The sequence below is a fragment of the Vibrio sp. V08_P9A1T1 genome (genome assembly GCF_963874405.1).
GTDB classification, from domain to species: domain Bacteria; phylum Pseudomonadota; class Gammaproteobacteria; order Enterobacterales; family Vibrionaceae; genus Vibrio; species Vibrio anguillarum.
In genome coordinates this window covers 1-8,095 of the sequence record NZ_CAWNIB010000059.1, presented here as the reverse complement: position 1 = coordinate 8,095, position 8,095 = coordinate 1, and the positions used below count along the sequence as shown (strand labels likewise).

Genomic DNA, 8,095 nt, shown 5'->3' with positions numbered 1-8,095 from the left:
ACTCAGTATTGAGCAGATACGCGATGAATATTTCCCCGCATTAAGCTCAGTAACTAATGCTCGCAATACTATAAAAAATCTAGACCAAGCACTGCAAACTGCGGTTAGCACTGGTGATGATGAACTGATGGACAGCGCTAAAAACTACTTAAACTTAATCAATGAGGAGCTCAATAATTTAAAAAGAGTGTCACCTCAACACGCGGCTCTCGTTGAGAACCTAAAGAGATTACTCAATAGCTATCAAGAAATTGCGTTTGATATTGCAGCATCACTTATTGATGGCAGCACAGATTTTGCGACTTTACCTGCCAGAGCAAAACAGTCGAACGAATTTTTAGAACAATTAAATAGTGAATTTAAAGCGTTAGTTGAAGCCAGTAATGTCGATTTCAATCAAACCGTAGAGGAGACGATTTCATCGGCTCAACGTTCCATTCACATCGGCATAGGTTTAGGGGCGGTAACTATTCTCGTCTTAATTATCGTGGCATTGGTCGTAATAAAAAGCGTAGTTAGCTCAATTGAACAAGTCACCGGATCGCTAAGAGAAATAGCCGAAGGGGAAGGCGACCTCACGGTTCGTATTAATTATAATGGCCGTGATGAAGTAGCCGATTTAGTATATTGGTTTAACCAATTCATTTCTAAAATACATAAAAGTTTAAATTCAACTCGTGAAACCATTGCCACTTTAGAAAGTGTTTCATCACGGCTTTCTAGTACCAGTTCCAACACGTCACAACAAGTTCGCTCTCAAGAAAGCATCATGCAATCGGTCTCTTCTGCGGTGAACTCTCTTTCCGATAGCGTGACCTCTATTGCTGAAAATGCAGCATTCGCTTCTTCAGAAGCCACTTCAGCAAATGATACGGCGCAAACTGGCAGCGCAGTTGTAGAAAGCACGATTGTCTCGATTGAACACTTAGCCAAAGACGTCAACCAAGCCGCTCAAGTGGTAAATGAGCTCGAATCTTATACCAATAATGCGGGAGTGATCTTAAACACCATCCGCAGCATTGCCGAGCAAACGAATTTACTTGCCTTAAATGCCGCGATAGAAGCTGCTCGAGCTGGTGAACAAGGGCGAGGGTTCGCCGTGGTTGCCGATGAAGTTCGGACTTTAGCCTCTCGCACTCAATCCTCTACTGAAGAAATTCAGCAAGTTCTTGAAAAAATACAAAAGGGCTCATCATTAGTTGTGGATGCCATGACCAAAGGGCAACAAAGTGCCTCCAATACAGTATCTGAGTCTGAGCAATCTGGAGTGGCTTTGGTCAATATCACGGAGAAAGTTAAAAGTATTGTTCAGCTCAACCAACAAATTGCCGCCGCGACAGAAGAACAAAACCGCACTTCAAAAATCATTTTCGACAACATACAAGATATGGATGAAATCTCCCGCTCAGTGTCTGACGGCTCTCGAGCACTGGATGGGATCAGTACGGACATCCAAAGCGTCACACAAAACCTCAGCGATGTTATTCGACAATATAAAGTTTAAATTCTCAGTAAAACTCACTCTCTGCAGTATGTGAAAGTGAACGGCATGATGCCATTTTCGATACATAGGAGTAATCATGATAAAAGCAAAATACAGCCTTTACCCTGCCCTAATGCTATTACCCGGGCTTAGTATCGCCGACGAATCGGTTGAAGCACGAGTTTCGCAGCTAGAAAATGAATTGGCGATACTGAAAAGCTCATCCAGCAGTAGCTGGCAAGACAGTATCAAATTCAATGGGTTCTTTAGTGTGGGAGTGACTCGTTCGAGTAACAAGCTAGGCTATGCAAGTTCCAGAGACAGTTATAGCTTTGATGAACTGAGTTTAGTTGGGCTTCAAGCCGAGTTTAGTTTGGCGGATAAAACCAGTTTCGTCACTCAGTTAATCGCACGTGGCAGTGATGACTTCTCACCCGACATAGAATGGGCTTATCTCAAACACACATTTGATAACTACGTTACCGTCAGAGCGGGTAAGTTGCGTGTACCTCTCTATATGTACTCTGATTATATTGATGTAGGCTTTGCCCAGCCCTGGGCTCGCCCGCCCGTTGAAGTTTATGGCAATGTGCCATTCAACTCTTACTTAGGCGGTGATATCGCCTATGACGTGGAAATGGATGAGTCAACCCTCTACTTACAAGCCTTTGCAGGCCAAAGTAAAACGTCTGACAATAATACAGAATACAACTATATGTATGGCGCCAGTCTAGGTTGGAATTACGATTATCTAACCATACGAGCCGTCTACGGCACGACAAAAATCACATCAGGACACAGCGTATTTAAACAAGTTGTCGCTCCAGATACTATCGCTAAATTCTATGGTACAGGCTTAAGCTATGACAATGGCTCACTGCTCTTTGTCACAGAGCTAACTCGTACCGAAGTCGAAGGGCAATATTCAGATGTCGACTCCGCGTATGCAACCTTAGGTTATCGGATTCAGTCTTGGGTGCCTTATGTTAGCGTAGCAACACTTAGAACCAAAGATGACGACGAGCGCATCGGTAAGTTGATCAATACTGGCACAGCCAATATTCCAAGCGCTTGGTTGTTCGATGCAGAGCGTAATGCATACTCCGCTGGTGTCCGTTATGACTTGCTCTCTAACTTATCCATTAAAGCAGATGTCACTATGATCGATAATTTTGGTGATACCTCAGGCCTCATCGGTAGTACTAACTTTGGCAATACAGGCAAAGCATTAGAAGATGACTCTTTGATTTACTCTATTCGCCTTGATGGCGTTTTTTAAGGAGTGCAGAATGATTAAAACTATCTTAATGCTCTTGAGCTTATCGACCTTGTCATTGTCTGCATTCTCTGCACCTGTTGTGATAAGTAACCTGAGTGGTGTTGACCAACTAAGCGATAGTGATGTGAAAAAGCTATTTTTAGGCAAATTAAAACAGCTCCCGAATGGCACTGAACCGATTGTGATTGAGTACGCTGATGGTACGCCGATACGCATTGAGTTTCACGAAAAGGTCACGAATAAATCAGAGTCTCAGCTACAAGCTTATTGGGCAAAATTGGTTTTTACTGGCAAAGCTAACCCACCCAAAACCGTTGCTTCAAGTGCCGCAGCTATCGCTGAAGTGAGCCAAAATGCAGCAGCAATTGGTTATATCGACTCAAGCGAAGTCACAGACCAAGTCAAAGTGGTTTACACACCTTAAATCTAAGCTACTTTTGTTGTAAAAAAGGCCAGTGGAGGTAATGCCACTGGCCTGTGTCTTTATCAGCCCTTATTGTTAGCTATTTGTGCTTTCAAATATCTTATCTGCAGAGGCCGCCACAAAACCGCTATAGAGTTCACCGTTGGCCATTGGATAGCGTTTGGCAAATTCATAGAATCCACCGGGAATCACCTCCACCCCTTCCGTAAATTGCACCGGTACTTTATCGGCCATGGTCGACGACTGCTCAAGCAGCACATCAGGTGTACCTTTCACTTCTCCACCATTTTCATTGATGGTAAAACCCGCTTGGCGTAGATGCTCATTGACCGCTTTCACTTCATTAAACGCCTGCAGTTGATTAACACTAACAGTGAAATGGTTTGCGCCATAGCCATGCGCCGCCAACCAAGCGGCGTATTCACTTTCGTTGGCAAGCTGCAAATAATCGCTGTAGCTGAGTTGCCATAGACGACCGCCATATAAAAAGTCACTGCTGTTTAATTTATTGCTATCGACTTGATGTACCAGCTTCTCCACAATGGCTTGGAGTGCAGGTGAGCACTCTTCCACTTTCAGCTCGCTTATGAATACTTTAGGCTGAGTCGGATCAGGGTGTTCATAGTGCTTCGCTACCAGCTTCTTACTTTCAAACACATAATCACCACAGGCAACGTAGCCTAAGGCAAGAAAAGGCTTAGCCAGCGTTTCAATACCTAATGGCGCAACATTGAAGGTTCGCAACGCAATATGGTCATTAATCAACGCTTCCTCTTCTTGAAGCAAGTGATGGACTTTGTCGGCAGAAGGGCAAAGGCGCTGAATGTAGTCATTCCATAATGATTGAAATAAAACGTTTGGCGTCATAACGCCTCCTTGTCTGTGCTCGGTTTAAACCATGCTAGTCGGCATGGGGTTTTAGATAAAGTTTACTGCTATAGCTCAACCCCAGGGCTGAGCGTGGCAGGCAGTTCAGTCGAACGACCTTCCATTGATGCCATTGGGTATGCGCAGTAATCAGCCGCGTAATAGGCGCTTGGTCTTAAATTTCCCGACGCTCCCGGCCCACCAAACGGTGCATCACCACTGGCTCCGGTTAATTGTCGATTACGATTTACAATGCCAGCGCGGATATGATCGACAAAGTAGTCCCATTCGGCATCATTGGTCGACACCAAGCCTGCCGATAAACCAAAGCGAGTTTCATTAGCCAGTTGTACCGCTTGCTCTAAGCTTTGGTAACGCACGACTTGTAACAATGGTCCGAAATACTCTTCATCAGGCAATTGGCTAACTGCGGTGACATCAATAATGCCCGGAGTGACAAACGCCGCCTGCAAAGGTGTCGCGGCCAGCAAGCTGACGCCACCCAAGGCGCGTAAATTGTCCTGAGCAGCAAGAATGAACTGCACCGCCGCTTGTGATATTTGTGGCCCCATAAAAGGTGCTGGCTCAGCAAAGGGGTGATCAATACGCAATTTTTGAGTGGCACTGACCAGCTTTTCAAGCAATCGATCGCCTTCATTTCCCTCTGGAACATAAAGACGCCGCGCACAGGTACACCGCTGGCCTGCACTTAAAAATGCGGATTGAATAATGGTATACACTGCCGCATCAAGCTCGCCATACTGCTTAGAGATAACCATTGGGTTGTTGCCGCCCATTTCTAAAGCCAGCATTTTCCCCGGCTGCCCAGCAAACTGGCGATGGAGTAAATGACCTGTATTGGCGCTGCCAGTAAAAAGAAGGCCATCAATGCCTTTGGCCTGAGCAAGCGCAATACCCGTTTCCTTCGCGCCCTGCACTAGGTTAAGTACACCCGCAGGTAGGCCGGCTTCTTGCCACAACTTCATCACAAACTCACCCGTCCACGGAGTCTGCTCTGAAGGTTTAAACACAACCGTATTACCCGCTAAAAGTGCAGGCACAATATGACCATTCGGCAGGTGGGCAGGGAAATTATACGGACCAAAAACCGCAAGAACGCCCAATGGACGATGACGCAATACCAGTTGATTACCCGCTGCTTTGCGTGTGTTTTCACCAGTGCGATCATGATAAGCTCGAATGGATATAGCGATTTTACCCGCCACCGCTGCCGCTTCAGTACGCGTTTCCCAAAGTGGCTTTCCTGTCTCTTTGGCGATGATCTGCGCAAGCTCTTCACTGCGCTGTTTCACTTTTTCAGCGAAGGCTAAGACATATTGCTCACGCTCAACAAAAGGACGTTTTTTCCATTCTATAAATGCGACTCTTGCCGCCGTTACCGCAGCTTCTACTTGCGCGGGTGTGGCGCTATCGCCCTGCCAAATCGTCTCATTGTTATAGGGACTAAGCGAAAGCATTGCCTCGCCTTGTCCAGCTAACCATTCACCTGCAATCCACTGAGTCATCTATTAATCCTTACCTTCCAATGTACCTATTTTACTGCGCCAAAATTCGAACAAAATCACCACTATCAACCAATAGAGCTTGCGCCACTTTAGGTGAGATGATCACCGTTTCCGTTTCGCGGTTATAAGCACCTTTTGCAGCAGTAGAACGAAAGTTTTCAAACGAGCTATTGCAGATAAGATAATCTTGCGAGCTTGAATGCTCGGCCACTTCCACTTTAGCTCGCACCGAGTGACGTACGGATTCGATATTGCGCAAATCGCACTCAACCGTTGGACCTGCATCAAAAATGTCTACATAGTTACGGCAGGTGAATCCTTCACGCTCGAGTAGCGTTAACGCTGGACGGGTATTGTCATGCACTTGACCAATCACCGCCTGTGCCTCTTTACTCAATAAGTTGACGTAAATCGGCAGTTTGGGCATCAGATCAGCAATAAACCCTTTTTTACCAATGCCGGTTAAATAATCAGCCATAGTGAAATCAATCGAGAAAAAATGCTCTTGCAGCCATTGCCAAAAGGGCGAGTTGCCTTCGGCATCAGACACACCACGCATTTCAGCAAAGATGGTTTTAGAAAAACGATGTGGGTGTTCCGCCATCATCAGAAAACGGCATTTCGACATCAAACGCCCATTCAACCCTTGACGAAAATCTGGGCGTAAAAAAAGCGTACAAATTTCACTGCATCCAGTGTAGTTATTACCAAAAGTAAGCAACTTGACGGTATTGTTAACCTTCAGCTTAGGCGACGAATGCACGATCGTGCTGATGTGATAAGAATAGAACGGCACGTCATGGCCAATCGATGCCTCAACGCCAGTCGTCCCTGCTACCTCACCAGTTTCAGAATCAAAACCGACCATCAGGTAACCTTCATCTCCTGGCTCTGAGACGTCGGGTTTAGCGAAGCTGTATTCAGAATGAGTAATACGGTTGGTTAAGAGCTTTTCATTCACGGGTAGTGATGTAAACCCGTGACCGGATTCAATAGCGCATGTGTGTAGCGCATCGTAGTCCGACATTGCGATAGGGCGAACAACTAGCATCAATACTTCCCTCCAGATGCTTGAAGTGGCCCAAGGCATCCTACCTTGGGCTGCTAGGCTTTTTCACTACATGAGTGATGCAATAGCTTTATCTAATCTTGCTAAGCCTTCTTCTATTTCTTGTTTGGTGATCACTAATGAAGGCGTCATACGAACCACGTTCATACCCGCAACCAACACCAGTAAACCTTGCTTGCCCGCGGCTTGTAGGATATCGCGAGCGCGACCTTGCCACTGCTCATTTAATGCCGCGCCAAGCAGTAGACCTTTACCACGGATTTCACTAAAAATGTGGTACTTCTCATTAATGTTAGCCAATCCTTCACGAAAGAGCGCTTCACGCTCTTTCACGCCAGCCAAGGTTTCTGGCTGACTAACCACATTAACTACCGCTTCTGCTACCGCGCAAGCCAGTGGGTTGCCACCATAAGTCGAACCGTGAGTGCCCACTTTAAAATGCGCGGCTAATTCGTTTGTGGTGAGCATAGCGCCAATAGGGAAGCCGCCACCGAGTGATTTCGCGGTACTTAAAATATCCGGCGTGACGCCCAATCCTTGATAAGCATAGAACTCACCAGTGCGGCCATTACCGGTTTGCACTTCATCAAAGATCAACAGGGCGTTGTGCTTATTGCACAATTCACGCACGGCTTGGACAAACTCAGCCGAAGGCGACACAATGCCACCCTCGCCTTGCAAGGGTTCCATCATTACCGCACAAGTGCGATCAGAGATGTGTGCTTGCAACGCTTCAATATCGTTATACGGTAGGTGGGTAACATCCGCAGGTTTAGGACCAAATCCATCGGAATAAGTCGCTTGCCCCCCGACCGTCACTGTAAAGAAAGTACGGCCGTGGAAGCCTTGGTTAAAGGCGATGATTTCTGACTTTTGTTCACCATGGACATCAGCGGCCCAGCGACGCGCCAGTTTGAGCGCCGCTTCATTAGCTTCCGCGCCGGAGTTAGCAAAAAACACCTTTTCAGCAAAACTGACTTGCGTTAATTTTTTCGCCAAGCGCAAAGCAGGCTCATTAGTCATCACGTTACTGAGATGCCACAACTTATTGGCTTGCTTGGTGATCGCATCAACCATCGCCGGATGGCAATGGCCCAAACAACTCACTGCAATACCGCCAGCAAAGTCGATGTATTCATGACCTTGTTGATCCCACACTCGAGAGCCCTGCCCTTTAACTGGAATCATTTCCATCGGGTTATAACAAGGGACCATCACCTCATCAAACAGACTGCGATCTACACTATTTTCCACTGTCATTACACATTCCCTCTTGATACCGCATGCCAAGCAGACTGCGATCTTCCTATTAAACGCTTGAGTGGAAGATATTGTTTTGCTTTTTAGCTAATGCAGCATTGTATTTACAAATTATTAACCATTTCAATAGTGATTTATTCTTTTAGATCGGCAGAAGTACCGATAATCGTCACTACTTATGATTATT

At 46.1% G+C, this 8,095-nt stretch carries 7 protein-coding genes; 3 read left to right on the top strand and 4 right to left on the bottom strand.

Annotated features, from left to right (window positions below; genetic code table 11):
- The 3 genes from AACT21_RS03375 to AACT21_RS03365 all read left to right on the top strand — a co-directional run.
- Positions 1–1,504 (top strand): methyl-accepting chemotaxis protein (locus tag AACT21_RS03375; protein WP_094163779.1); only part of this gene is annotated, 1,504 nt, incomplete at its 5' end.
- Between the two features lie 76 nt (positions 1,505–1,580).
- On the top strand, positions 1,581–2,762 hold the full coding sequence (locus AACT21_RS03370; RefSeq protein ID WP_017047286.1) for a porin: 1,182 nt from the start codon (positions 1,581–1,583) through the stop codon (positions 2,760–2,762).
- Positions 2,763–2,772: 10 nt separating this feature from the next.
- Positions 2,773–3,186, top strand: a complete 414-nt coding sequence (locus tag AACT21_RS03365) for a hypothetical protein (protein ID WP_017047285.1) — start codon at positions 2,773–2,775, stop codon at positions 3,184–3,186.
- Between the two features lie 75 nt (positions 3,187–3,261).
- Here the strand turns inward: AACT21_RS03365 and AACT21_RS03360 are convergent, their stop codons facing one another.
- The 4 genes from AACT21_RS03360 to AACT21_RS03345 all read right to left on the bottom strand — a co-directional run bounded on the left by AACT21_RS03360 (position 3,262) and on the right by AACT21_RS03345 (position 7,908).
- Positions 3,262–4,053 (bottom strand): DUF1338 domain-containing protein, encoded by a 792-nt coding sequence (locus tag AACT21_RS03360; protein WP_094163777.1) that lies wholly within the window; start codon positions 4,051–4,053, stop codon positions 3,262–3,264.
- A 68-nt stretch (positions 4,054–4,121) separates the two neighbouring features.
- A complete protein-coding gene (gene astD, locus AACT21_RS03355; RefSeq protein ID WP_094163775.1) occupies positions 4,122–5,579 on the bottom strand; it encodes a succinylglutamate-semialdehyde dehydrogenase in 1,458 nt (485 codons plus the stop codon).
- 31 nt (positions 5,580–5,610) lie between these two features.
- On the bottom strand, positions 5,611–6,630 hold the full coding sequence (astA, locus tag AACT21_RS03350) for an arginine N-succinyltransferase (protein WP_094163773.1): 1,020 nt from the start codon (positions 6,628–6,630) through the stop codon (positions 5,611–5,613).
- Positions 6,631–6,696: 66 nt separating this feature from the next.
- Positions 6,697–7,908, bottom strand: a complete 1,212-nt coding sequence (locus AACT21_RS03345; protein WP_026027324.1) for an aspartate aminotransferase family protein — start codon at positions 7,906–7,908, stop codon at positions 6,697–6,699.
- Between the last annotated feature and the right edge of the window lie 187 nt (positions 7,909–8,095).

Excerpts from the sequence above, each read along its gene's own strand:
- AACT21_RS03370 (WP_017047286.1), top strand. The coding sequence starts at position 1,581 with ATGATAAAAGCAAAATACAGCCTTTACCCTGCCCTAATGCTATTACCC.
- AACT21_RS03365 (WP_017047285.1), top strand. The coding sequence starts at position 2,773 with ATGATTAAAACTATCTTAATGCTCTTGAGCTTATCGACCTTGTCATTG.
- AACT21_RS03360 (WP_094163777.1), bottom strand. The coding sequence starts at position 4,053 with ATGACGCCAAACGTTTTATTTCAATCATTATGGAATGACTACATTCAG.
- astD (WP_094163775.1), bottom strand. The coding sequence starts at position 5,579 with ATGACTCAGTGGATTGCAGGTGAATGGTTAGCTGGACAAGGCGAGGCA.
- astA (WP_094163773.1), bottom strand. The coding sequence starts at position 6,630 with ATGCTAGTTGTTCGCCCTATCGCAATGTCGGACTACGATGCGCTACAC.
- AACT21_RS03345 (WP_026027324.1), bottom strand. The coding sequence starts at position 7,908 with ATGACAGTGGAAAATAGTGTAGATCGCAGTCTGTTTGATGAGGTGATG.